This window comes from Myxococcus sp. CA023 (assembly GCF_010998615.1).
In the GTDB taxonomy this organism is placed as follows: Bacteria; Myxococcota; Myxococcia; order Myxococcales; family Myxococcaceae; genus Myxococcus.
Genome location: NZ_JAAEAH010000028.1, coordinates 19,025 through 40,252, shown reverse-complemented (window position 1 = coordinate 40,252; position 21,228 = coordinate 19,025). Strand labels below are relative to the sequence as shown.

18 protein-coding genes are annotated in these 21,228 nt (G+C 69.5%); 10 read left to right on the top strand and 8 right to left on the bottom strand.

The genetic code is table 11. The annotated features are described in order from the left end of the window. Positions 1-145 precede the first annotated feature (145 nt). From F8M74_RS14515 to F8M74_RS14500, 4 genes are read left to right on the top strand one after another with little or no spacing between them, the layout of a single operon-like run. On the top strand, positions 146-1,444 hold the full coding sequence (locus tag F8M74_RS14515; RefSeq protein ID WP_141254551.1) for a TolC family protein: 1,299 nt from the start codon (positions 146-148) through the stop codon (positions 1,442-1,444). Beyond that, complete coding sequence (locus F8M74_RS14510; RefSeq protein ID WP_141254537.1) at positions 1,441-2,187, top strand: ABC transporter ATP-binding protein; 747 nt, start codon at positions 1,441-1,443, stop codon at positions 2,185-2,187. Before F8M74_RS14515 ends, F8M74_RS14510 begins: the two co-directional genes overlap by 4 nt. A 45-nt stretch (positions 2,188-2,232) precedes the next feature. Further along, positions 2,233-3,681, top strand: a complete 1,449-nt coding sequence (locus tag F8M74_RS14505) for an efflux RND transporter periplasmic adaptor subunit (protein WP_141254536.1) — start codon at positions 2,233-2,235, stop codon at positions 3,679-3,681. A 27-nt stretch (positions 3,682-3,708) separates the two neighbouring features. Then, a complete protein-coding gene (locus F8M74_RS14500) occupies positions 3,709-4,914 on the top strand; it encodes an ABC transporter permease (protein WP_141254535.1) in 1,206 nt (401 codons plus the stop codon). Between the two features lie 58 nt (positions 4,915-4,972). Here F8M74_RS14500 and F8M74_RS14495 read toward each other — a convergent pair whose 3' ends face one another. After that, positions 4,973-5,335, bottom strand: coding sequence for a hypothetical protein (locus F8M74_RS14495; RefSeq protein WP_228560148.1), 363 nt, complete (start codon positions 5,333-5,335; stop codon positions 4,973-4,975). On the opposite strand from F8M74_RS14495, the gene F8M74_RS14490 reads away from it, so the two are divergent. Next, positions 5,334-5,528, top strand: a complete 195-nt coding sequence (locus F8M74_RS14490; protein WP_228560149.1) for a hypothetical protein — start codon at positions 5,334-5,336, stop codon at positions 5,526-5,528. The genes F8M74_RS14495 and F8M74_RS14490 overlap by 2 nt on opposite strands. 27 nt (positions 5,529-5,555) lie before the next feature. Here the strand turns inward: F8M74_RS14490 and F8M74_RS14485 are convergent, their stop codons facing one another. After that, positions 5,556-6,317: an SDR family oxidoreductase gene (locus tag F8M74_RS14485; protein ID WP_141254534.1), complete on the bottom strand. Its 762-nt coding sequence runs from the start codon at positions 6,315-6,317 to the stop codon at positions 5,556-5,558. 153 nt (positions 6,318-6,470) lie between these two features. Here F8M74_RS14485 and F8M74_RS14480 point away from each other — a divergent pair, with 153 nt between their 5' ends. After that, the gene (locus tag F8M74_RS14480) at positions 6,471-7,670 is read left to right on the top strand and encodes a metallophosphoesterase (RefSeq protein WP_141254533.1); all 1,200 of its coding nucleotides are present in this window, start codon (positions 6,471-6,473) and stop codon (positions 7,668-7,670) included. Between the two features lie 147 nt (positions 7,671-7,817). Further along, positions 7,818-8,603 carry a tetratricopeptide repeat protein gene (locus F8M74_RS14475; RefSeq protein ID WP_141254532.1) on the top strand — a complete coding sequence of 262 codons (786 nt, stop codon included), beginning with the start codon at positions 7,818-7,820 and terminating at the stop codon, positions 8,601-8,603. A 106-nt stretch (positions 8,604-8,709) separates the two neighbouring features. Here the strand turns inward: F8M74_RS14475 and F8M74_RS14470 are convergent, their stop codons facing one another. The 3 genes from F8M74_RS14470 to F8M74_RS14460 form a co-directional block, all read right to left on the bottom strand. Beyond that, the gene (locus tag F8M74_RS14470; RefSeq protein WP_020478851.1) at positions 8,710-8,928 is read right to left on the bottom strand and encodes a DUF3185 family protein; all 219 of its coding nucleotides are present in this window, start codon (positions 8,926-8,928) and stop codon (positions 8,710-8,712) included. A 52-nt stretch (positions 8,929-8,980) separates the two neighbouring features. Then, the gene (rnr, locus tag F8M74_RS14465) at positions 8,981-12,550 is read right to left on the bottom strand and encodes a ribonuclease R (RefSeq protein ID WP_141254531.1); all 3,570 of its coding nucleotides are present in this window, start codon (positions 12,548-12,550) and stop codon (positions 8,981-8,983) included. A gap of 107 nt (positions 12,551-12,657) precedes the next feature. Beyond that, complete coding sequence (locus F8M74_RS14460; RefSeq protein ID WP_141254530.1) at positions 12,658-14,037, bottom strand: protease inhibitor I42 family protein; 1,380 nt, start codon at positions 14,035-14,037, stop codon at positions 12,658-12,660. 195 nt (positions 14,038-14,232) lie between these two features. Between F8M74_RS14460 and glp the strand changes: the two genes are divergently transcribed. From glp to F8M74_RS14445, 3 genes are all read left to right on the top strand, one after another. Continuing rightward, entirely contained in the window at positions 14,233-15,465 is a 1,233-nt protein-coding gene (glp, locus tag F8M74_RS14455) for a gephyrin-like molybdotransferase Glp (protein ID WP_141254529.1), read from the top strand. Positions 15,466-15,581: 116 nt separating this feature from the next. Further along, on the top strand, positions 15,582-16,256 hold the full coding sequence (gene ribA / locus F8M74_RS14450; protein WP_011554216.1) for a GTP cyclohydrolase II: 675 nt from the start codon (positions 15,582-15,584) through the stop codon (positions 16,254-16,256). Between the two features lie 49 nt (positions 16,257-16,305). Continuing rightward, complete coding sequence (locus tag F8M74_RS14445; RefSeq protein ID WP_141254528.1) at positions 16,306-17,139, top strand: MBL fold metallo-hydrolase; 834 nt, start codon at positions 16,306-16,308, stop codon at positions 17,137-17,139. On the opposite strand, the gene lipB is transcribed toward F8M74_RS14445, so the two are convergent. The 3 genes from lipB to F8M74_RS14430 all read right to left on the bottom strand — a co-directional run bounded on the left by lipB (position 17,129) and on the right by F8M74_RS14430 (position 21,179). Beyond that, positions 17,129-18,202: a lipoyl(octanoyl) transferase LipB gene (gene lipB / locus F8M74_RS14440; protein ID WP_141254527.1), complete on the bottom strand. Its 1,074-nt coding sequence runs from the start codon at positions 18,200-18,202 to the stop codon at positions 17,129-17,131. The genes F8M74_RS14445 and lipB overlap by 11 nt on opposite strands. Further along, positions 18,199-19,791, bottom strand: a complete 1,593-nt coding sequence (locus F8M74_RS14435; protein ID WP_228560151.1) for a ClpX C4-type zinc finger protein — start codon at positions 19,789-19,791, stop codon at positions 18,199-18,201. Before F8M74_RS14435 ends, lipB begins: the two co-directional genes overlap by 4 nt. Positions 19,792-19,928: 137 nt before the next feature. Further along, a complete protein-coding gene (locus tag F8M74_RS14430; RefSeq protein ID WP_141254525.1) occupies positions 19,929-21,179 on the bottom strand; it encodes a dihydrolipoamide acetyltransferase family protein in 1,251 nt (416 codons plus the stop codon). Positions 21,180-21,228: the final 49 nt, after the last annotated feature.

Genomic DNA, 21,228 nt, shown 5'->3' with positions numbered 1-21,228 from the left:
TCCGCACTCGCACTGCGGTTCCCGCAGGCTCGGCGCCACTTTCCCTCCACATTTCCATGGGTTGGACCGTGGCAAGGCAAGTGCATTGGCCCGGCTTGCGATGAAAAACGCACAGACACCGTGGTGGAAGCGGCAACCCTACCGGATGACGGCCCTGGCCCTGGGCTTCCTCGGGCTGGTGACGGCGCCCGGCGTGGGTCTGGCCCAGGCAACGACGACGACGATGACGACGGTCTCCCTGGAGGAAGCCATCGCCCGGGCGCTGAAGACGAGCCCCCAGGTGGCGCAAGCCGCCGGCACCGTCACCACGACAGGGGCCGCCGAGCGCAGCGCGTTTGGAGCCTACCTGCCCAACCTGTCCGCGAGCGCGAACACCTCGCTGGCCAGCAGCCAGCGCCTGGACCCCACCACGGGCGCGGTGTTCAACGCCCCCAGCGACACGTACAGCGCCGGCTTGTCGGCCTCGTGGAACGTCTTCACCGGTGGCCAGCGCGGCGCCACCAGCAAGCAGGCCCAGGCGCGCTCCAGCGCCGCGCGGGCCGGACTGATCGCGCAGCGCGCGTCCGCGGTGCTCGACGTGGAGCGTTCCTATTACGAAGTCCTCCGCGCCGGGGGCCTGGAAGAGGTCGCCGTGTCCCGCATCGAGCGCGCGAAGCAGAACGCGGAGGCCGCGGATCGGCGACTGGCGGTGGGCTCGGCGACGCGCTCCGACGTGCTGCGGGCGAAGTACGACCTCACCTCCGCGCAGGAGGCCCTGCTCTCCGCGCAGACCCAGCACGCCGCCGCGGCCCTGTCGCTGGGCCGGCTCATCGGCGAGGATGGCCCGGTGGACGCTCAGCCGTTGGAGCTCCAGGACGTGTCCACCTTCGCGCTCACCGACGAGGCGCTGACGGACGAAATCACCGCCCAGGCGCCGTCCATCCAGGCGGCGGAGGCGGACCTTCGGGCGGCCGAAGCCAGCGTGAAGGTGGCCAGGTCGTCCTACCTGCCCACGGTGCGTCTCTCCGGCGGTTATGACTGGTTCAATGACGAGCCCGCCTTCAACGGAGGCCGCACGAGCTGGTCGGTCCGGATGGGCCTGTCCTACCCCATCTTCGACGGCTTCGTTCGCGAGGAGCGCGTGGTGAGTGCGCGGACGCAGGCGTCGGTGGCCCAGGCCACGCTGTCGGATACCCGGCGCGCGCTGCGCTCGAGCGTGGGAACGTCCCTGAACCAGCTCAAGCTGGCGTCGAACCGCATCGCCCTGGCCACGGAGTCCGTCGCGGTGGCCCAGGAGGACCTGAAGGTGCAGCAGGAGCGCTACAAGCTGGGCGCCACGACCATCATCGAGCTGCTGACGTCCCAGGAGAACCTGGTGACGGCGGAGATCAACCTGGTGGCCTCCCGCTTCGACTACCGGATTGCGCGCGCGGAGCTGGAAGCGCTCGCGGGGAGGCCGCTGTGAGCACGTCCACCAACTCCCCGCAGCAGGCGGGCGCGGGCCCGGCGCGGGACATCTCCGACGTGATCATCCGCGTGGAGGGCCTGCGCAAGGAGTACACGATGGGCTCCGAGGTGGTTCGCGCGCTGCGCGGCGTGGACCTCACCATCCGCCGCAACGAATACGTGGCCGTCATGGGCCCGTCCGGCTCCGGCAAGTCCACCTTCATGAACCTCATCGGCTGCCTGGACGTCCCCAGTGAAGGCCAGTACTGGCTCAACGGCCAGCCGGTGGCGGGCATGTCGGAGAACGCGCTGGCCCGCATCCGCAACCGGGAGCTGGGCTTCGTGTTCCAGAGCTTCAACCTGCTGCCCCGCGCCTCCGCGCTGGACAACGTCGCCCTGCCGCTCATCTACGCGCGCATCCCCAAGAAGGAGCGGCGCGAGCGCGCGGCGGCGATGCTGGACAAGGTGGGCCTGGGCGCGCGGATGGACCACCGGCCCAACGAGCTGTCCGGCGGTCAGCGCCAGCGCGTGGCCATTGCCCGCGCGCTCGTGACGCAGCCCGCCCTGCTGCTGGCGGACGAGCCCACGGGCGCGTTGGACAGCCGCACGGGTGAGGAGATCATGGCCCTCTTCGGCGAGCTGCATGGCCAGGGTCAGACGCTGATGCTCGTCACCCACGAATCGGACATCGCGGCGCATGCGCAGCGGGTGCTGTTCCTGAAGGACGGCGTCATCGAGCGGGACGAGCGGAATCGGGACTGAATATTCGCCACGCTCGCTGCGTGGGCCAGGGAACGGGAGGTCGTCGTGAGCAAGACGAAGAAGTGGATCATCTCAGGCAGCGCGGCGCTCCTTCTCGGCGCGGGGGTGTACGTCACCCAGCGCGGCGAGGAGCCCAAGACGAACGAGCGCTCGGCGGCGGTGGCCGTGGTGGAGCGCCGGGACATGGAAGTGGTGGCCGAATCCGCGGGCCTGGTGGAGCCGCTGCGCGTCGTGGAGGTGAAGTCCCAGGCCTCCGGTGAAGTGCTGAAGGTCCACTACGACACGGGAGACACCGTTGCCGAGGGCACGCTGCTGGCGGAAATCGAGCCGCGCGACGTGCAGAACGCGCTGGCGCAGGCCCAGGCCGACCTGGAGTCCGCGCGGGTGCGGCTGAACACGACGGAGGCCCAGCGCCAGCGCATGGAGGCGCTGCGCAAGGACGGCTACGTCACGCAGCAGGAATACGAGACGGCCGTGGACGCGTCCGCGACGGCACGGGCCACCAAGGTGCGGGCGGAGACAAACCTCCAGTTGGCGCGTGAGCGCAGCCGGGACGTCACCATCATCGCTCGCAGCCCCGGCACCATCCTGGAGCGGACCATCCAGCCGGGCGTCATCATCGCCTCCGCCACCAACAACGTGTCCGGTGGCACCGCGCTGTTCAAGATGGCGGACCTGTCGGTGATGCAGGTGCGCGCCAAGGTGGACGAGACGGACGTCGGGCAGATCAAGCCCGGCCAGAAGGCGCGCGTCACCATGGAGGCCTACCCGGGCCGCACCTTCATCGGCGAGGTGGTGAAGATCGAACCGCAGGCCCTGGTGGAGCAGAACGTCACCCTCTTCCCGGTACTGGTGCGGATGGACAACCCGGACGGCCTGCTGCGGCCGGGCATGAACGCGGAAGTGGCCATTGAAATCTCCCGCCGCCGCAATGCCCTCACCGTGCCCAACACCGCGGTGGTGGGCGTGCGGGACGCCCGGACCGCGGCCTCCGCGGTGGGTGTTTCCGAAGATGCGATGCGCGCAGTGATGCGGCCGCCGGGAGCCTCGAACCGCCCGGGCGCGCCGTCCGGACCGACGACGGTGTCGGCCGTGGGAGAAGCCGGTGCGGGCGCCACCGCCGCGGTAGCCCATGGCACCGGGCCGGGCGCGGTGCCCGCCAGGGGCCAGGGCGGCATGGGTGAAGGCCAGGGCGGCGGAGGCCAGGGCCGCGCGGGCCGCCGGGCTCGCGAGGATGTCCAGGGCGCGACGGACACGCGGCAGGGCGTCGTCTTCGTGCAGAGCCCCACCGGTCCGCAGCCCCGGCGCGTCACCCTGGGCCTGAGTGACTGGGAGAGCACGGAAGTGGTGAGTGGCCTGGAGGATGGCGAGAAGGTGGTGCTCATCACGGTGGCGAAGCTCCAGCAGCAGCAGAAGCAGACCACCGAGCGGATGCGCCAGATGTCGGGCGGCGTGATTCCCGGCGCGGGTGGTGGCCCGCGCGGGCCGCGCTAACCCCCAGGTCCATCAGGAGGACACGTCATGGGTGAAATCATCCGGGTCGCATTCGATGCGGTCCTCGCCAACAAGCTGCGGTCGCTGCTGACCATGCTGGGCATCGTCATTGGCATCGCGGCCGTCATCACCATGGTCGCGCTGGGCGAAGGGGCGCAGCGCTCGGTGGCCCAGCGGCTCCAGGGGCTGGGCACCAACGTCCTCACCGTGCGCCCGGGTCAGGCGTTCACAGGCGGCATGATTCGCGCCCAGGCGTCGATGACCATCGACGACGCGGAGGCGCTGCGGGAGAACGCGCGCCACATCCAGGCCGTGGCGCCGGAAATCGAGTCGCGCTTCCAGGTGGAGTACGGCGCGAAGAACGCGAACCTGTCCGTCGTGGGCACCTGGCCGGACTACTTCCGCGTCAACATGGGACAGATCACGAACGGCCGGCTCTTCACGGACGCGGAGGACAAGGGCCGCCGCCGGGTGGTGGTGCTGGGCGCCCTGGCCGGTGCGCAGCTGGGCCTGACGGACACCGCGTCCCTGGTGGGCGAGTCCATCCGCATCCGGGGCATTCCGTTCGAGGTCATCGGGGTGCTGGCCGAAAAGGGCGCGCAGGGCTTCAACAACCCGGACGAGAGCCTCTACATCCCGCTGTCCACCGCGCAGTTCCGCGTCATGGGCAGCGACCGCATCCGCTCCATCGCGGTGCAGGCCGTGAGCGACACGTCCATGGACGACGCGATGGCGGAGATCGACCAGAAGCTCCGGCGCGAGCACCGGCTGCGCCCGGAGCAGCCCGCGGACTTCAACATCCGCGACCAGGCCTCGCTGCTCAACACCATGCAGGAGACGACGCAGACGTTCTCCCTGCTGCTGGCCGGCATCGCCGCCATCTCCCTGCTGGTGGGAGGCATTGGCATCATGAACATCATGCTGGTGTCGGTGACGGAGCGCACGCGCGAGATTGGTCTGCGCAAGGCGCTGGGCGCCACCGGCATGGACATCATGCTCCAGTTCCTCGTGGAGTCCCTGGTGCTGTGCCTGGCCGGAGGAACGCTGGGCCTGCTGCTGGGCATGGGCGGCGCGGCGATGCTCCAGCGCATGGCGGGCTGGACGGTGGTGGTGGCACCAGAGGCCATCATCGTGGCCATCGCCTTCTCGGCGACCGTGGGCGTGTTCTTCGGCATCTGGCCGGCGCGGCGCGCGGCGAGCCTCGCGCCCATCGAGTCGCTCCGTTACGAGTAACCGGAGTCCTGGCCTCGGGCGCCCGAGGAGAGCGGGAAGCCCGCACCTGACATGGCGTCTACTTCCGGCCGCTCAGAATGTGCTGGAGGAGCTGACGCGAGATGCGGATCAGCTTCGCGGCCCCGCGCACGCTCCCGGCGGATTTCGCCAGGGCCTCGTCCACCAACGTGTCGCGGACGAGGCTCTCGAAGCCGTGCAGGGGCACCCGTCCCGCGCTCGCCCGCGGCACGGTGACCAGATCGGGGGGACGCGCCAGCGTCTCCAGCCAAACGGCCTCCAGCCGCGCGAGGTCCAGCGGCTTGGGAAGGAAGGCACGCACGCCCTCCTGCGCGAGTTGGAAGGCCTGCTCCGCCGTCGCCGTCCCGCTGATGGCGATGACATGCGGCAGCGGCTCCAGCTCACACAGCGGCGCCAGCAACATGCGCGAGTTCGCGATCCGGTTTCAATCCGGGCAGTCAAACCCCTTTGAGACCGGTGACAACTGGAACCTGAACGACATCCGGGTCACCGCCATCCTGGACGACGGGTCGGAGACCATCATCGTGCAGGACTCCGGCAACCCCTACCACCGCATCAAGAGCGACGTGAACACCCGGCGCGCCTGGGTGCTCTGACGTCGCCGCGGGGACGGCTCGGCTGCTTCAGGTGCTTCCCCGCTCGAAGGCCTCCACATCCTGGTAGTACCGCTCCACCTGGGCCTGGGTCGCCGCCTGGGTATAGACCTCGGCACGCGGACGTTCGATGGAATCGAGGATGACTGTCGCGGCATCCTCGACGCGCTGCGCCCCTGGCAGCCCCCGCGAATCGGGCCCTCCGCCAAGCGCGTTGTCCCCGAAAGCCGTTGCGACCACGCCGGGCATCACCACCGTCACGGTGATGCCCGGGTACGTCTCACGCAGCTCCTGGCGCAGGCAGGCGCTGAGCGCGTTGAGCGCATGCTTCGCCGCGCTGTACGCCGAACGGTGGGGAACGATGGGCAGCCGCCCCAGGGTGCTGGAGACATTCACCAACTGCCCGGCGTCGCGCGACTGGAAGTGCGGCAACACCGCCTGCATACCGTAGAGGGCGCTGTTCACGTTGTCGCGCCACATGGCCTCCAGGTCCTCGTCCGTGAGCTCCGCCACGGAGCGCGTGATGCCCCGCCCCGCGTTGTTCACCCACACGTCGATGCGGCCAAATCGGGCGAGCGCAGCGTCACGCAGCTGCTCCATGTCCGCGCGCCGGGTCGCGTCCGTGACCACGGCGAGTGCCTCGTGCCCACACTGTCCGGCCACCACTTCCAGCTCCGCCTTGCGGCGCGCGGCCAGCACCAAGCGGGCGCCCTTCCCGGCTGCTTGCCGCGCCAGCTCCGCGCCAATGCCGCTGCTTGCTCCAGTGATGACGATGACCTTGTCCATGTCCATGGTCCTCCCAGGCTGACGCGTGTGCCTCTATCAGGCGCCCTGACGCCCCGCGAGCCCGGCTGCCTCACGGTGGGGGGCGCTTCGCAACCCCGGCGCCAGGCTCACCGCGGGCCGTGCCGTGGTACCGTGAGGCCCCTCCCGCGCCCTTCCGTCATGCCGCTGCGACTCTTCTCCTTTTCGATGCTCATCGGGCTCGGCGCGGTGCTGGGCCACCTGTATCTGTACCGTCGGCTGGTGCGCCCCCTGGTGCAGGGCCGCCTGCCTCGGCTGCTGGCCATCGGCGTGCTCGTGCTGATGACGGGCGTGCTGGGGAACCGGCGCACCGTGCTGGACCTGCTTCCGGAGAGCGCCGAAGGGCTGCTCACCATGGCGGTGTACACGTGGATGGGCGTGGCGCTCTGCCTCGTCATCGCCCTGCTCCTGACGGACGCCGGCCGGGGGCTCACGGCCCTGGCAAGACGGCTGTGGCCACACGCCCCGCCCGCTCCTCCCACGCCAGCATCCAGGCCCACCGTGGACGAGGACCGGCGGCGATTCCTGGGCCAGGCCGTGGCCGGCACCGCCTTCGTCGCGGGGGGCGGGCTGGCCGCCTACGGAAGCTGGCGCGCCTTCTCGCCGCCGCTCATCACTGAAGTGGCGGTGAGGATTCCCAAGCTGCCCAAGGCCCTGGACGGGCTGAGCATCGTGCAGCTCACCGACATCCACGTGGGCCACTTCATCCAGCGCCGCTACATGGACGCGCTCGTCCAGCAGGCAAACTCGCTGCGCCCCGACCTGTTCGCCATCACGGGAGACCTCGTGGATGGCGACGTGGCCTCGCTGGGCGGCCACGTGTCCGCGCTCGCCGCGCTGAAGTCCCGCTATGGCAGCTACTTCGTCACCGGGAACCACGACTACTACTCGGGTGACGAGGAGTGGTCGGCCTTCCTGGAGTCACTCGGCATCTCGGTGCTGCGCAACCGGCACGTCCCCATCGGTGACAAGGGCGCATCCTTCGACCTGGTGGGCGTGGATGACTGGAGCGGAGGCCGGCGGCGCAACAAGAAGGGGTACGACCTGGAGCTGGCGCTCGCGGGGCGGGATTCCGACCGCGCCGCGGTGCTGCTGGCGCACCAACCCGCGAACTTCAAGGTGGCGGCGGAGCGCGGCGTGGACCTGCAGATTTCGGGGCACACCCACGGTGGACAGCTCGTGCCCATGACGATGCTGATTGGTCTGGCGTGGGAGCACTCCGCCGGGCTGTACGCGCACGGTGACTCGAACATCTACGTCAGCCGTGGCTGCGGCTTCTGGGGACCGCCCATGCGCGTCGGCAGCCCGCCAGAGTTGGTCAAGCTCGTGCTGACAGCATGACGCACTGGGACATCCGGTGCGCGGCCTGCCTGCTCACCAGGGAGCAGGCCATCGGGCGAAGGGCCGCGGCGGCTCGACTTCGGGTATGATCCCCGCCAAATCAGGACCCGTGAGGGTGGGTCCTCAAAAATCTTGAGAGGCACAGATATGAAGCGCCTGGGAAAAGTCGGTCTGCTGGTCGGAGCGCTCACGCTGGGTGGCGCAGTCGTCGGGTGTAAGGCCGAGGAAGACACCGCGAAGAAGCACCGCATCGTCGGCAGCGACCACCTGAGCAAGAAGGAGTTCAAGGAAGCCGCCGCGGCCTACGCGCTGTCGCTCCAGGCGGACCCCAAGCAGGAGAAGGTCTGGGAGAAGAAGGCCTTCGCCCACATGCAGTTGGGGCAGATGAACGAGGCCGCCGAGGCCGTCCTGAAGATGGGCGAGCTCAAGACGACGCCCGCGGAGAAGGCGGAGATCTACCGGACGCTGGCCAGCATGTACATGACCGGCGGCACCACCGAGGACGCCGAGAAGTACTTCAACGAGGCCCTCAAGCTGGATCCGAAGGACGAGGCGTCGCTCGGGTGGATCGCGGAGATCTACGCGCAGCGCGGCGGCGCCCGCTCCATGGGCGCGCCCATCCTCAAGGAGTCCCTGGAGAAGTCGCTCAGCTATTACGACCAGGTCATCGCCATCAACCCCAACTCCGCCAACACCTACCTCAACAAGCGCGTGGTGATGGGTCGGCTGATGGAGTTCGAGCGGCAGCAGAAGGAGATGGCGCTGTCCGAGGCGGCCGAGAACGCGAAGAACAAGGAAGTCGTCGCCGAAGCGACGGCTCGCGCCGACGAGCACCAGAAGCGCATGGACGAGTACCAGGCGCAGTTCGCGGAGATGACGAAGAAGTTCGGTGAGGCACAGAAGGCCGCGAAGGCGGCGGCGCCCGCGCCGTAACCCACCGCAGCCTGCCGGACAGTACGCAAGGGCCTGGGACCGCGCGCCGGTTCCGGGCCCTTCGCGTTTCAGCCGATGGTGGCCTTCTGGATTTCTGGCCCACGGTTCAGCGGCGCCGTCTGCCTCCGCCTGCGAGCACCATCAAGATTCCGCCCACCAACGCCGCGCCGCCCCCCGCCAGATACAGCGTGGTGCGGTCGGTGTTCCGGCCGGTGATCAACTCCGTGGCCCGCTCCGCGAGCGAGTCCCGGGCCTTCAGCCCGGACCACAGCAACACGGCGCCCGCGATGGCGAGCATGACACCCAGCAGCCGGACGAAGCTCACGTTGCCTCCTGAAGTCACGGGCCTCCCTTGAAGTAGGAGGCCCGCGTCGGTCTCAGCGCTTCTTTCGCCCCGAAGGCGCCTTCTTCTTCGCGGCTCCCGAAGCCTTCGCTGGCTTCGCGGCACGCGCCACGGCGGGCTTCGCGGCCTTCTTCGACGGCGCCTTCGCCTTGGACTTCGACGCGGCCACCTTGGTGGCCTTCGCGGCGGCCCGAGCAGGCGCAACCTTCTTCGCCTTGGCGGTGGGCTTCTTCGCCTTGGCGGTGGGCTTCTTCGCCTTGGCGGTGGGCTTCTTCGCCTTCGTGGCAACGGCCTGCCTGGCGCTGCCGGCCGCGACGGTCTTCTTCCGCGCGGGGGTGCGCGTTGCCTTCGCCACGGCCTTCTTCCGCTTCGGCGCAGCCGCCTCTGGCGCGGGCGCGGGAGTCGTCACGGGCGGCTCGACGCTCGCGGGCTCGGCTCGAACGGGCTCCGGGGCCACGGGAATCGGGGCTTCCGTCACGGCCCGGCTGGGAACAGGCGGGGGCGCTTCGACGGGCGCCTCGGGCGGCGGGCGCGGGGGCTCCATCGAGAATGCCCTGTCGTCCTCGGACTCGCGCCCGGGCTTGGGTGCGGGGAACCGGGGCCCTGGGCCGCCCTGAGGCTTCTGCTTCTGGAACGACCGGCCGTGGGAAGCGCCGCGGGGTTCAGGCCCACGCTGACGCTGGGACGCCAACGCGCGAATCCGGTCGAAACCCGGGTGTGGAGACCGGGCGGCGTCTTCGCCCGCCGGCAATTCCCATGGAGCGGGCGCGGACGGCGCTTCGGGCGGAAGCGGCTCGGCCGTTTCGGCGGACACGGGCGCCGGTGCCTGCGGCTCCGGGCGGATGAACGTCCTGCGCTTGGGCCACGCGGGCGACTCGGAACGAGGAGGTTCCTGTCCTTCTGGCGCACTGGGCGGGAACCGAGGCTCCTTCCGGTGCGGCGCGACCTCCTCACGACGGCCCTCGCGGGAGAAGCGTCCGCGTGGGCGGCCCGGCCCCGTCTCCTCGTGATGCCCGGAGGGCGCGCCCCGGCTCGCGGCGGCGGCTTCCCGTTCGCGGCGGCCCGGGCGCCCTGCCCGCTCCTCCCGCCGGCCATCCCGCTCGCGATGCGACGGTACCTCGGCCGTCCACGCCTGACGCCGCTGCGGCTTTTCGCCCCGCGTCGCGACACGGCTCAGCGGCGCCTCGCCGTCGAACTGGAGCGCCTCGAAATCGATCTTCTTCGCCGTCACGTTCACGGACGTCAGCCGCACCCGCAGCTTCTGTCCCACGCGCACCCGGCGGCCATTCGCGTACACCAGGGAGTGCGTCAGCTTGTCCAGCTTCGCCCCGGGCCCCAGCGTCTCGGCCTTCACCAGGCCTTCGACGTGCACCTCGTCCAGTTCGACGAAGAAGCCGAAGTCGGTGATGGCCGCCACGGTGGCGGCGAATTCCTCGCCCACGCGGTCCTTCATCAGCAGGCACGCGTAGAAGGACACCACCTCCCGCTCGACCTGCATCGCCGCGCGCTCGCGCTCGGAGCACTGAGCGGACATGTCCTCGAGTTGGTCCTCCTCGCGCTCCAGCATCGACTGCGAAGGCTTGCGCCCCTTCCGGGCCCAGTGCGCCTTGAGCAGCCGGTGAACCAGCAGGTCCGGGTAGCGGCGGATGGGCGACGTGAAGTGCAGGTAGTGCTCGGCGGCCAGGCCGTAGTGGCCCACGCGGGACGACGTGTACACGGCCTGCATCATGGAGCGCAGCAGGAGTTGGTTCAGCGCCCGCTGCTCCGGGTGGCCTTGGAGCTGGCTGACGAAGGCATCCAGTTCCTTCGACGACACGCCGTCCTCGACGCGCATCTTGAAGCCATAGGCCTCCGCCAGCGCGGCGAACGTGGCCAGCTTCTCCGGGTCCGGCTCGCCGTGGAACCGGTACACCGTGGGCAGGCCCTCATCCTGGAAGAAGGTCGCCACCGCCTCGTTGGCGGCGAGCATGCACTCCTCGATGAGGCGGTGGCTGTCCTTGCGCTCGCGCTTGTCCATGCGCGCGGGCAGGCCTTCCTCGTCCAGCACCACCTTGTGCTCGGGCAGGTCGAAGTCGATGGCGCCGCGCTCCTTGCGCATCGTCATCAGCGCACGGGCCAGCGACATCAGCCGCTCGAAGTGGGGCTTGTGCGCGTTGCGGTGCGGTACGTCCTTGCCGTCGAGGACGTCCTGCACCTCGTTGTACGTGCACCGCGCCACGCTGCGCATCACCGCCGGATACAAGTCGTAGGAGCGACGGTGGCCCCGGCGGTCGAACGTCAGGTCCGCCACCATGCACAGCCGGTCCTCGTCCGGGCGTAGGGAGCAGATGCCGTTGCTCAGCCGCTCCGGCAGCATGGGCAGCACCCGGTCCGGCAGGTACACGGACGTAGCGCGACGCAGCGCCTCCGCGTTGAGCGCACTGCCTTCCCACACGTAGTGCGTCACGTCCGCGATGGCCACCACCAACCGCCACCCATCCGCCCGGTCCTCCACGCAGACAGCGTCGTCGAAGTCGCGCGCGTCCTCACCATCGATGGTGATGAGGGGCATGGCGCGCAGGTCGCGCCGGTGCTCACCGCGGACCTCTTCCTCGGACACCGTCACCGCGTAGCGGTCCGCCTCGCCCATGACCTCTGGCGGGAACTCGTCGGAGAACCCCTGCGAGTAGGCGACGCCCAATACCTCGGCGCTCGGAGTGCCAGGCTTGCCCAGGGAGCCGGCGACCTCGCCGTGCAGCCCCCGGTCCGGGTCCAGCATCTGGGCACCGATGCCCAGCTGAACCTTCACCAGGTCCCCTTCGCGCGCCATCTGCGTCAGCGGCACGCGGATGGGGCCGGGCAGGCTCGAATCCGTGGGGTACACCACGGCGTAGCGGCCCTTCACGACGTAGGTGCCCACCGCCAGCTCGCGACGGCGCTGCACCACCCGGACGATCCGGCCCTCCAGGCGCGGAGGCCGCCCCGAGACGGCCACCACCACCCGGTCATTGTCGAGCGCGCGCTGAGCCTCGTGCGGCGGCAGAAAGACGTTGTCCCCTTCCCCCGACAGCGGATGCACGAAGCCGAAGCCATCCCGGTGGACGTGGAGGATGCCTTCCAGCTGGCCATCCTCTTCGACCTCGCTGAAACGGCCCCGGCGGCCGGGCCACTCCGCCCGCTCCTGGCGGAAGCCCCCTCCGTGCTTCGAAGCGCCCCGGCGCTCACGCCCTGGGCCCCGATCCTGCCAGCCCGCGCTCTTGCCGCGCGCCCCCGGCTCATGCCGGCGGGCCGCGAATCCACCAGGGCCCGCCGCGCGCTGCCCGGCATGCCGAGGTCCGCGGTTCGGCCCGCCCTCGCGGGGCCCTTCGGCGTCACGCTGACGCCACGCCATGGGAGCGCCCTGCTCCCTTGCACGCACGTCGGCCTCGCGCCGCGATGGCTGCCGGGGCACGAAGCGCTTGCCGTCCTTGAGGATGTCGCCCTGACGGACGAGCTCGCGCAGGGCGCGCTTGAGCTCCGTCTGTTGTCCGGGGTGCAGGCCCGCGAGCCGGAGAAGTTCCTTGATGCCCAGTGGGTGGTCTGCTTCAGCGAGGATCTGCTTGAGAAGGTCTTGAGAAAGGCTCACGGTGGGGTCGCGGCGCGGCCGCTACGGGAACGGGTAAGCCCGGAGCGGCCGGACGGGAACCCCCCGGCGACCGGCCGCCCCCCGGAACCTGCTCCGGGCGACGACCCTCAGGGCTTGACCGTGACGTTGATTTTGAAGGAGCGGTCCACCAGGCCGGGCGACAGCGCCTTGGCCAGGAAGAACTCCACCTCGAAGGCGCCCGGGTTGCGCGGGGTGAAGAAGAACTCGCGGGTCCCAGGACCGTCCTCGGGCGCGGGCTCGAAGTTGGCTTCGCGCAGGCCCACGCGCTTGGCCACCGTGGGCTCGATGGCCCAGGTGAAGCCGGGGTGCTCGGGCAGGCGCACGGTGAGGCCGTGGTTGAGGCGCACGTCCACGGACGTGGGGACCTCTCCCTCGATGTGCACCAGCTCCATCTCGTCGCGAGACACGGCGCGCGCTTCAGACGGACGCAGCTCCACGTTCTCCGCCATGATGCGGCCGCCCCAGCCGGACGTCTTGTCGACGACGCCCTGCACCTGGAGCGTGTACCCCACGTGCTTGCGCAGGGCCTTGCCAGCGGCCTTGCCCTCGATGATGAACGACACCTGCTGGCGCGTGCCGCCATTGGACACGACGAGCACGAACTCCTCGCCCGTCATCTCCAGGTTGCCACGCACGCCCGCGAAGCCCTTGATGCCCGCGCCCATGCCGGCCGCCGTCACCATGGAGACCTCACCGGGCGACAGGTAGCGCAGCCGCGCCTCCGTCTCCACCGGGGCGGTCTCCACCACCTCGGCGTCCGGCTTCTTGGCCGAGTACTTGCGAACGTCCACCACGCCAGCGTGGTTGGTCGTCTTGCGGATGAGTCCGCTGACGGAGACCTTGTGGTCCACGTAGGCCGGGAGGACTTCCTGATCCGGGCCCTGAAGGAGGAAGGTCAGCTCGCGCTTGTCGCGCCCGACGACCACCAGGTGCGGCATGTCGTTGGTGACCACCAGGCGGCCCTTGAGGCTGCCCTCGCCCGTGACGCCGCGGCCTTCGCCGGCCGTCAGCAACTGCTCCATCTCACGCTTGGTGAGCGGCTCGCCCGGAGGCGGCAACTTGGTGGCGCGAGGACGGGGCTTCTCCACCGGAGGGGCGGCGGGTACCGCGCTCGCCTTCGCCGCCTTGGCGCTCGCGGCGGACTTCGCCGCGGGAGGCGCCTTCGCCGGAGATGCCTTCGGGGTCTTCGCTGCCGGGGCTGCGGCCTTCGCGGCCGAGGCCGTCTTCCCAGCAGGCGCGGCCTTCTTCGCAGTGGCCTTCTCCTGCACGGCCTTCTTCACCGCGCTCTTGGCCCCCTTCGATACGTCCGATGCCGCTTTCGCCAATTTCGTCGCCGCCTTCGCCACCCGCTTGGAGGCGTTCTTGATCAGATCCAGCCGGGCAGCGGAGTCCTTCTTCGCAGCGGGCTTTGCGCCAGCCTTGCCAGCGGGAGTCGTCTTCTTGGCCCCGGACTTGGGCTTGGCCATCGACGCAGTCTCCTTGAGAGTTCCCGTGTCCTTTCAACGGGTTGGCGGACCTGCCCAGAGGGCAGGCAAGCCTCGCGATCACCGTTGCTTGTAACGATGATCAGGTAGGCTGTCAAACTAACACTTGATTATCTCACGGACTTTGTTCGTGAACGGGTCCAAGCCACAGAGCCACGGCATGGCTATAAGCCGGGCATGAACGACTCCGCCACATTGCTGCCGGAAGAAGAAGCCCGGTCGCAGATCCTGGCCCTGTGCGCGCCCCTTCCCACCGAGTGGTTGCCCCTGGATGACGCACTGGGGCGCGTGCTCGCCGAGGATGTGACGGCGCAGCGGACACTCCCTCCCTGGGACAACTCGGCCATGGATGGCTACGCGGTGCGCAGCGCGGACCTGGTGGGCCCCCTGCCCGTCCGGCTCGACGTCGGAGAGACCATCTACGCCGGCGCGGTGGGCCACCAGGCGCTGGCCTCCGGGGTATGCGCCCGCATCATGACGGGCGCTCCCCTCCCCGCGGGTGCGGATGCGGTGGTGATGCGGGAGCGGACACGGCCCGTGGTCCAGAGCGGCGTGGATCAGGTCGACGTGCTCGAAGCGGTGGCCCCGGGCCAGTTCGTGCGGCCCTGGGGCGAGGACGCTCGGGAGGGGCAGCTGCTGCTGGCACGCGGCACGCCGCTGGGCATCCCCGAACTGGGCCTCCTCTGGGCCCAAGGCCGACAGGTCGTGCCTGTGTCGCGCGCACCGCGAGTGGCCATCCTCTCCACGGGCGACGAGTTGTGCCACGCGGACGAGCCGCCCAACGGCCGCATCGTGGACACCAATGCTCCGTCACTGGCGCTGGCGGTCCGCCGCGCGGGCGGCACTCCCACGCAGTTGGGCATTGCTCGGGATACGCGCGACGCCGTACTCACCGCGCTCTCCCGGCTGGACGGGTTCGACGTGGTGCTCACCAGCGCGGGGGTGTCCGTGGGCGAGCGCGACTACGTGAAGGAAGTGCTGGCCGAGCTGGGCGTGGAACAGCACTTCTGGCGCGTCGCCATCAAGCCAGGAAAGCCGCTGGTGGTGGGCCGTCGTGGCGCCACGCTTTTCTTTGGACTTCCGGGTAACCCCACCTCCTCCCTGGTGACGTTCGAGCTCTTCGTGCGCCCGGCCCTCCGCAAGCTGCTGGGGCATGCGCAGGTGGGGCCCGGACGTGTGACTGGACGCCTGGATGGCAAGCTCGCCAAGCCTCCTGGCCTGGCGCATTTCGTCCGCGTCACGACTGCTTGGAGAGAAGGCAACCTCTGGGCCCGTCCGCTGGCGACACAAACGTCTGGTGCCCTGCGTTCTGCGGCGGCGGCCACCCATCTGCTGCATTTCCCGCGGGAAGCCAGCAGTTTGACGGAGGGGGACGCGGTAGAACTGCTTCCGCTCTCATGGGTGGCCTGAGGAACGAAGGACGCCGTGGAGCATCCTCTTGGGGGTTCGTGCTCGAAAGCGCGAGCCGCCTTGACTTGAGAACCTGAGGACTCCAAACAGGGGCCCGCATCTGGAGAGGACTCAACATGTCGGACACACGCTCACCTCAGGTCCTTCCGACCCGTAAGCACACGCAACACCTGGAACGGTTCTCGGAGGCGGACATCCCGACCGAGCGCGGCTCGCTGCGGACCATCGTGTTCCGGGACAAGCGCAACGGGCGGGAGCATGTCGCGCTCGTGGTGGGACAGGTTTCAGGACACGAGGGTGTGCCGGTGCGCATCCACTCCGAGTGCCTCACGAGCGAGGTCTTCGGCAGCCTGAAGTGCGACTGCCGCGAGCAACTGGACCGCTCGCTCGACTTCATCACCCAGGCGGGACAGGGCGTCGTGCTGTACCTGCGGCAGGAGGGGCGCGGCATCGGCCTGGGGAACAAGATCAAGGCCTACGCCCTGCAGTCCAAGGGCCTGGACACCTACGAAGCCAACCGGCAGCTGGGTTTCGCGGACGACCTGCGCACCTACGACATCGCGGCGGAGATGCTGCGGAGCCTGGATGTGCGCTCGGTGGACCTGATGACCAACAACCCGCTGAAGATCGCGGGCATGGTCGAAGAAGGCATTCCCGTCCGGCGTCGAATCCCTTCCCGGACCGAGCACAATCCGCATAACGTCGACTACCTGAGGACGAAGCGCGAGCGTACGGGGCACCTGATTGAGCTCTTCGCCGAGGACGACGACACGGAAGCCAAGACAGGCTGAGAAGCCCCCCGCGAGGCGACGGAACACCGTCGCGCGCAACCAGGCCCGCGTGCCCTTCGAGGTGCGCTTCTGGGGTGTGCGCGGATCCATTCCTTCACCGGGCGCGCACACGAAGCGCTACGGCGGAAACACGCCCTGCGTGGAGGTCCGCTGCGGGGACGAGCTGCTCATCTTCGACCTGGGCACCGGCGCGCGCGCGCTGGGGCATGCGCTGGTGGCGAAGAAGAAGCCGGTGAAGGGCTCCATCTTCATCTCGCACTACCACTACGACCACCTGCAGGGCCTGCCCTTCTTCGACCCCATGTTCCTGCCCACGAGCGACCTGACTGTCTACGGTCCGGCGCGGCACGGGCAGTCGGTGAAGCAGCTCCTCAGCGGGCAGATGGTGCCGCCTTACTTCCCGGTGACGGCGGACGGCGTGTTCCGGGCCCAGCTCACGTACACGGACCTGGCCGCCACGCAGACACTGCAGCTGGGCCCGGCGACGGTTCACACCATCGAGCTGAACCACCCGGGCGGCAACATGGGCTACCGCGTCGAGTGCCAGGGCCGCTCGGTGGTGTACGCCACCGACCTGGAGCATGGCAGCGACATGGACGCGGCCTTCTACGCGTTCGCCCAGGACGCGGACGTCCTCATCTACGACGCCATGTACACCGAGGACGAGTACCACGGCCGCACCGGGCCGGCTCGCACCGGCTGGGGCCACTCCACCTGGCAGGCCGCGGTGCACGCGGCGGATGAGGCCGGGGTGAAGAAGCTGGTGCTCTTCCACCACGACCCGTCACGCGATGACGCGGGCATGGACCGGCTGCTGCGTCAGGTGCGCAAGCACCGCCCCGACGCCATCGCCGCTCGCGAGTCCCTGGTCATCAAGCTGTAGCGCGCTTCACCGTCTCCCGCAGGCCCTGGAAGGGCAGCCGCTCCAGGGCCGTGGGGACGTCCACCCACTCGAAGGCGTCGTGCTCTGCGCCCAGGCGCACGTCCGCGTCCGGCGGCACGTGGACGGCGAAGCCGTTCTCCTCCACGAGTTGCGGCGGCAGCGCCTCTCCCAGGGCGAAGGCGTGGCGGTAGTCCAGGTCCACCAGCGGCACGCGGAGGCCTGTCTCCTCCTCCAGTTCCCGCGCCGCGGCCTGTGCTGGCGACTCACCCGCTTCGAGCCTCCCGGTGAGGACCTGCCAGAAGCCGCCCCGCTCCGGGCGACGGCGCACGAGCAGCACCCGTGCTTCGGGACCACGCCCCTTCACCACCGCGATGCTCACCGTCCGCATCGGCGGTGGCGCGTCCACGCGCTCGCTGTCGAACACGGTGCAGAAGCTGCTGGCGATGGCCTCTTCCACCTCCGCCATGGGGAGTGCGCGGCCCAACTCCCGCTGCATGGACGTGACGCCCGCTTCTCGGATGCCACACGGGACGATGAGCTGGAAGTGGTCCAGGTTCGTGTTCACGTTGAGCGCGAAGCCGTGCGTGGTGAGCCAACGCGACAGGTGCACGCCAATGGCGGCGATCTTCCGCGCGTCCGGAGCACCTTCTGCGCCAATCCAGACGCCGGGCCACTTGGGGATGGGGCCCGCGGTGATGCCCCACTGGGCCAGCACCTGCATGACGGAGCGCTCCACGTCGCGCACGTAGCGACGCACGTCGCGTCGGTCCTCCGGCAGCAGGAAGATGGGGTAGCCCACCAGTTGGCCGGGGCCATGGTAGGTGACGTCGCCGCCACGGTTGGTCTCGAAGACCTCCGCGCCCTCCTTCGCCAGCTGCGCGTCGCTGGCGACGATGTTCTCGCGCTTCGCGGCACGGCCCAGGGTGAGGATGGGCGGGTGCTCCAAGAGGAGCAGCGCATCGCCGGAGAGCCCCTGGCGGCGTGACTCGCTGAAGAGGTGCATCAGCGCGAGCCCGTCCTCGTACTCCACTCGGCCCAGGCGGTAGATGGTGATGGTGTTCATGACGTTCGCTTCTTTCGAGCCTTCCGCATGGGCGAGGGCTTCACGGTGGGCGCCAGGCTCCACGTTCCCGCGGGCACCCGGTTGAGGAGGGCATGCAACTCATGACCCGCGCGCGGCGAGCGGCTGGCCTCCTGGGCCAGCGCCATGAGCACTTCCTCCGAGACGGAGACCGCGGGCTCTCGCGAGGCCAGGCGCTGGCGGGCAATCTCCACGAATTCAGACGGTGTGGGCACCTGGAGCGGCAGGAGCACCTGCACGTGCTCCAGAATGTCCGTGGGCACGGTTCCGCGCACGGCCTGAGTCAGCGCGGCGGTGGTGGACACAGGAACACTGTATGAATCTCCGCGCAGGCTCAGGCCCCGAGCCTCCGTGCGCATGCCCCTCGCGCTCAGCATGACGACGGGTCGGCTGTCCCGGGCCAGGAAGGCCTGCAGGGTCGCGTGTGACGTCGCGTCCAGGCGGTCCACGTCCTCCACCAGCAGCGTGCGAGAGGAAGTCGTCAGGTCCAGGTCCGCGACGGGGGTGATGACGCCCACTGCCTCTCGCTGGAGCTGCTGGAACCAGACGCTCTTGCCACTGCCTTCGGGCCCGATGACCAATAGGGTCCGCGCGTGGGCCTCGAGCGACTGCGTCAGCAGCGCCTGCGTCACGCCCTGCCCCACGAGCCCCAAGACAGGTGTCACGGGCCGTTCCGGCCGCGACACCGTGGGCAGAGGCACCAGGGTGGCGTCTCCCAGCAGCGATTGCGACTCGAACAGGCAGTTCTTGCAGATGAACGCGCTCGCAGGCCCCGCGACCAGGTCCCCCGTGTCAATACGCGGGCGGCAACAGAAGGAGCACCATGCGTCGAGCGCGGCATCCGCACGCGTAGGGCCGCGCTCGATGAGCCGAGCCTCTCTGCGACGCCGAGGCCGCGCATCCGTGAGGATGTCCTCTCCTGCGGGTACCTCCTCTGCCTCACCCGCCATTCGTGATGACGCAAGCCGCGTCGTGGACTCCTCGACGCCCAGAAGTTCCTGCTCGCCCACGCCATCACCCGGTACGGACGCAACACCGCCCCGCACGTCCACGGTCGCATCCGGTGGCGACGAGGAATCTTCCGCCCCTGCGACCGCCCCCGCGATGCGCGCAATCTGCGCTTCGAGCCGCTGCAGATCTTCCGCGACCTCCGTCTCGATGACCCAGGCCTGGGCGGCGTCGCGAGGCGCCTCGTCACCGGCGTGCAGGGCCGCCTCTCGCAGCGCATCCTCGATGAGCCGCTGCCGGTGGACGACGTCCGGCAACAACTCCGACTCCAGGGAACGCACCACCCCGGACGCAGGCAATGCCTCTTCGTCGTCAGCATCTGTTCCAGGCCGCGCGAGCAGAGGCTCCGGCATCCACTCCAGCCGGTTCACCGCATCCGCGATGTCCGCGCGGCTGCCGTCCAACCGCTGCGCATGGCGAAGCAGCTGCAACGCGCGGGACGGATTACCCGCCTGACGGTACAGCTCCGCCGCATTCTGCAGGCACTCCACCGCACGGGCCACGTCCCCCTGTGTCTCGGCGGATTGCGCGGCGCGGATCAGCTCGCGAGGGTTCTCGGCCATACGGGGAGAGCCTAACCGGCTCGGGGCACCCGCGCGCGGCCCTCGAACGCGGGCCCCAGCACCAGGCGCTTCCCGGCCCGGCTCCAGGGCCACCACGCCCCTCACGTCAGAGGCGTGGACCTGCCACGGCGCTCACCTCACGCCATGGCCAGGAACAGCAGGTCCGGCTTCTCCAGGTACTTGATGATCTCGTACGTGAAGTCCGCCGCCACCGAGCCATCGATGACGCGGTGGTCGCACGACAGCGACAGGTTCATCATGTCGCGCACGACGACCTGGTCCCCCACCACCGCCGGGCGCTTCTTCAGGCGGTGCACGCCCAGGATGCCCACTTCAGGGTGGTTGATGATGGGCGTAGCGAACAGGCCTCCGCTCTGCCCCAGCGAGCTGATGGTGAAGGTGCCACCCGTCAGCTCCTCCATCTTCAGCTTGCGGTCGCGCGCGGCGGCGCCCAGGCGGGCCGTCTCACGCGCCAGCTCGGCCAGCGTCAGCCGGTCCGCGTGCTTCACCACCGCCACGGTGAGGCCGTCCGGCGTCGCCGCCGCCATGCCGATGTTGTACTCGCCGCGGACCACCAGCTCCTGCGACGCCTCGTCGAAGTTCGCATTCAGGTGCGGGAACTTCTTCAGCGCCGCCACCGTCGCCTTGATGATGAATGGCAGGTAGTTGAGCTTGGTGTTCTCACCGGCCGCCGCCAGCTGCGCGTTCAGCCGCGCGCGCAGGGCCACCAGCTCCGTGGCGTCCACTTCCTCGACGAAGGCGAAGTGCGGCGCCGTGAACTTCGACCGCACCATCTTCTCCGCGATCTTCTTGCGCAGGCCCCGGAGCGGAACGCGCTCGTCCGCCGCGCCCGAGCTGACGGCAGGAGCCGCGGGACGCGCCTTCTGCTCGGCCGGAGCCGCGACGACGTTCTTCTCGCCACCCTCCAGCGCCGCCACCACGTCCGCCTTCGTCACGCGGCCCTGCGGCCCCGTGCCGGCAATCGCCGCCAGGTCCAGCCCGTGCTCACGCGCCATCCGCCGCGTCACCGGCGTGGCCAGCACCTTGGACGCCGAGACAGGCGCACGACCGCCATGGCCACCCGCCGCGGGCACCGCCGCCGGCGCGCTGGCCTCGCCATGACCACCGGCCTGCGCCGGCGCATCGCCCTCCACCTCCAGGGTGACGAGGAGCTGGTGCACCTTCGCCATGTCGCCTTCATTGCCGTGCGTCTTCACGACACGGCCCGCCTTGGGAGCGGGAACGGTGACGGTGGCCTTGTCCGTCATCACCTCGGCGAGCACCTGGTCTTCCTTGACGGAATCCCCCGCCTTCACGTGCCACTTCACCAGCTCACCTTCCATCACGCCTTCACCAAGGTCGGGGAGCTTGAATTCGAAGAACGCCATGGAGTCGTCTTTCCGGGAAGCAGGGGTGTTGGGTCAAGCCATGAATCGG

Excerpts from the sequence above, each read along its gene's own strand:
- F8M74_RS14515 (WP_141254551.1), top strand. The coding sequence starts at position 146 with ATGACGGCCCTGGCCCTGGGCTTCCTCGGGCTGGTGACGGCGCCCGGC.
- F8M74_RS14500 (WP_141254535.1), top strand. The coding sequence starts at position 3,709 with ATGGGTGAAATCATCCGGGTCGCATTCGATGCGGTCCTCGCCAACAAG.
- F8M74_RS14490 (WP_228560149.1), top strand. The coding sequence starts at position 5,334 with ATGCGCGAGTTCGCGATCCGGTTTCAATCCGGGCAGTCAAACCCCTTT.
- F8M74_RS14495 (WP_228560148.1), bottom strand. The coding sequence starts at position 5,335 with ATGTTGCTGGCGCCGCTGTGTGAGCTGGAGCCGCTGCCGCATGTCATC.
- F8M74_RS14485 (WP_141254534.1), bottom strand. The coding sequence starts at position 6,317 with ATGGACATGGACAAGGTCATCGTCATCACTGGAGCAAGCAGCGGCATT.
- F8M74_RS14480 (WP_141254533.1), top strand. The coding sequence starts at position 6,471 with ATGCCGCTGCGACTCTTCTCCTTTTCGATGCTCATCGGGCTCGGCGCG.
- F8M74_RS14475 (WP_141254532.1), top strand. The coding sequence starts at position 7,818 with ATGAAGCGCCTGGGAAAAGTCGGTCTGCTGGTCGGAGCGCTCACGCTG.
- F8M74_RS14460 (WP_141254530.1), bottom strand. The coding sequence starts at position 14,037 with ATGGCCAAGCCCAAGTCCGGGGCCAAGAAGACGACTCCCGCTGGCAAG.
- glp (WP_141254529.1), top strand. The coding sequence starts at position 14,233 with ATGAACGACTCCGCCACATTGCTGCCGGAAGAAGAAGCCCGGTCGCAG.
- ribA (WP_011554216.1), top strand. The coding sequence starts at position 15,582 with ATGTCGGACACACGCTCACCTCAGGTCCTTCCGACCCGTAAGCACACG.
- lipB (WP_141254527.1), bottom strand. The coding sequence starts at position 18,202 with ATGAACACCATCACCATCTACCGCCTGGGCCGAGTGGAGTACGAGGAC.
- F8M74_RS14435 (WP_228560151.1), bottom strand. The coding sequence starts at position 19,791 with ATGGCCGAGAACCCTCGCGAGCTGATCCGCGCCGCGCAATCCGCCGAG.
- F8M74_RS14430 (WP_141254525.1), bottom strand. The coding sequence starts at position 21,179 with ATGGCGTTCTTCGAATTCAAGCTCCCCGACCTTGGTGAAGGCGTGATG.